Genomic DNA, 2,949 nt, shown 5'->3' with positions numbered 1-2,949 from the left:
GACGGACACCGAGCGCACCCTTGCCGCGATCTGGTCCGAGATCCTCGGCATCGACACCGTCGGCATCCACGACAACTTCTTCGAACTGGGCGGGGATTCGATCATCAGCATTCAGATGATCGCCCGGGCCAAGAAGTTCGGTGTGCACCTCACTCCGCGGCTGATCTTCAAGAACCAGACGATCGCCGAGATCGCGGTCCACGCCGCTGCGACCACGCCGGTCGACGCCGAGCAGGGCCGCGTGACGGGCGAGGTCCCGTTGACACCGATCCAGCACTGGTTCTTCGAGAAGGACCTGCCGACATTCGACCACTTCAACCAGGCCGAGCTTCTCGTCACCGACGGGCTCGCCCCCGACGTGCTGCGGCTCGCGCTGGCGGACCTGATCGAGCACCACGACGCACTGCGCCTGCGCTGCGTGGACGGGTCCGACGGCTGGCGGCAGTACCTGGACGAGACCGTGGACACCGACATCCTCGACGTGCACGACCTGTCCGGAGTCCCGGACGAGTCCCTGGCGTCGGTGTCGCTGGACATTGCGGAGGAGACCCAGCAGAGCCTCGGCCTGGCCAAGGGCCCGTTGTTGCGTGCCGCCCTGCTGGAGTTGGGACCGACGCGCGGGCAGCGGTTGCTCACCGTCGTACACCACCTGGCGGTCGACGGTGTGTCCTGGCGGATCCTCCTGGAGGACCTGGGCAGTTGCTACGAGCGGCGGGCTGCCGGTCTCGCACCCCAGCTGCCTGCGAAGACGACGTCGTTCCGGTCGTGGGCCCAGCGACTGAACGGCTTCGCCGACTCCGCTCAGGCACGGGCCGAGTACGCCTACTGGGCCGAGCCCAAACCGGCCGGCCGGGTGCCGCGTGATCGGGACGGCCGCAACGACCTGGGATCCGCCGCCAGCGTCGTGGCGGCGCTCAGCCCCGAGGAGACGCGTGCGCTGCTGCGGGACGTGCCACGGGTCTTCAACACCCGGATCAACGACGCGTTGCTCACCGCACTGGCGCACGCCCTGCGAGACTGGACGGGGGACGACGAGATCCTGATCGGTCTGGAGGGACACGGCCGTGAGGATCTGTTCCCGGACGTGGATCTGTCGCGAACGGTCGGATGGTTCACATCCGTCTTCCCTGTCGCGCTGCGGCTGGCACCGGGAGCCACCGATCCGGTGGCCTCGCTCAAGTCCGTCCGCGAGCAGGTGGCGCGGATCCCCAACAGGGGTGTCGGCTACGGCATCCTGCGCCACCTCGGCGCCCCGGACGTGGCCGCCGTACTGCGACGGCAGCCCACTCCGGAAGTGAACTTCAACTACCTGGGGCAGTTCACCAGGGACCTGCCGGGCATCGGGCGGTACGCCGGTCCTGACGAGCCCAAGGGGCACTCGATCAGCCCGGACGGCGCGCGCTGGAACGTGCTGGACGTGACCGCCGCCGTCGAAGGCGACACGTTCGGCCTGTACATCAACTACTCGACCGCGCTGCACGAGCGGCGCACGGTCGAGCGCCTGGCCGACGGTGTCGTCGACCACCTGCGCGAGCTGATCGCCGGCAGTGCCGACGGAGCCGCCGACGCCCGCCGGGAGTCCCCCGGTGTTCCCCTCACAGATGTCGGTGACGCCGACATGGCCGCGATCCTGAAGAGGTTCTCGATATGAGCGCGCACAACGTGGAAGACATCTACGGACTCTCGCCCCTGCAGTTCGGCATGCTTTACCACTCGCTGGAGGACACCTCCGACACGCGTCCGTACATGGTGCAGATGACGGAGGAGGTCGAAGGACCCTTCGACGAGACGCTGTTCGGCGTCGCATGGCAGCAGCTCGTCGACCGGCATTCGATCCTGCGCAGCGCGTTCGTGTGGGAGGGAGTGTCGGAGCCGGTGCAGGTGGTGCAGCGCCGAGCTCCTCTCCCCTTCGAAGTGAGGGATCTGCGCGGCCTGTCCGGTCAGGAGGAGCAGCTGAGCACCTTCCTGGCGGACGACTGGGACCGGGGGTTCGACCTCTCACGGGCCCCGCTGGTCCGGGTCACCGTGCTGCGGATGGGGGAGGAGCGCCGGATCGTTGTCTGGTCGTTCCACCACATCCTTCTCGACGGCTGGAGTGTGCAGATCCTCCAGAAGGAGCTGTTCGCCCTCTACCGCGCGCTGCTCGGCGGCACTTCCGCCGAACTTCCGCCGACCGCCCCCTACCGCCGCTACATCGAGTGGCTCAACTCCCGGCAGGACGACGGCTCTGAGGCATTCTGGACCGACTACCTGGCGGGCGTCACCGAGCCCACCGCCCTGCACATCGACCGGGACACCGGTGACAATGGAGTCGGCGAGTTCGAGGTGTGCGCCTCCGCAGAGCTGTTCGCACGGGCCCGGGACTACGCCAAGTCCCAGCGCGTCACGATGAACACACTGGTGCAGGGACTGTGGTCGGTCCTGCTGTCACGGTACAGCCGCCAGGACGAGGTGCTGTTCGGCTCCACCATCTCGGGCCGGTCGATCGATCTGCCCGGCGTCGAGTCGATGATGGGCCTGTTCATCAACACGCTGCCGGTGCGCGGCCGGCTCACGGGCGATCTGGTCGTCTCCGAGTGGCTGAGGGATCTCCAGGACGAACAACTGGAGATGCGGCAGTGGGAGTACTGTCACCTCGTCGACGTGCAGAAGCACAGCAGGATCCCGCGCGGCGAGCCACTGTTCCGGTCGATCCTCGTCTTCGAGAACTACCCCGTGGTGCAGAAGCCGTCGGACTTCCCCGAGGGACTGACCCGGCGCCTGGTCAACTGTGTGGAGCGCACCGGGTACCCACTGACCCTCGTCGTATCGGCGGGCCGGGCCCTGGAGTTCCGCTTCGTCTACGACCGGAGCAGGTTCGACGCGAAGACGATCGAGCGCATGGCCGGCCACCTTGAGAGCCTGCTGACCTCCGTAGTGGACTCGCCCGGCGCACGTATCGGCGATCTC

At 67.7% G+C, this 2,949-nt stretch carries 2 protein-coding genes; both read left to right on the top strand.

Annotation, left to right across the window (positions count from 1 at the left end; genetic code table 11):
- The coding region (locus EES42_RS44485; RefSeq protein WP_241197016.1) for a condensation domain-containing protein at positions 1-1,651 on the top strand (1,651 nt) is incomplete at its 5' end.
- A partial coding sequence (locus EES42_RS44480) for a condensation domain-containing protein (RefSeq protein ID WP_241197015.1) occupies positions 1,648-2,949 on the top strand: 1,302 nt, incomplete at its 3' end. The genes EES42_RS44485 and EES42_RS44480, both read left to right, overlap by 4 nt.

This window comes from Streptomyces sp. ADI95-17, assembly GCF_003846175.1.
In the GTDB taxonomy this organism is placed as follows: domain Bacteria; phylum Actinomycetota; class Actinomycetes; order Streptomycetales; family Streptomycetaceae; genus Streptomyces; species Streptomyces sanglieri.
The sequence above is the reverse complement of the archived record's forward strand: the minus strand, read 5'-3'. Positions and strand labels throughout refer to the sequence as shown.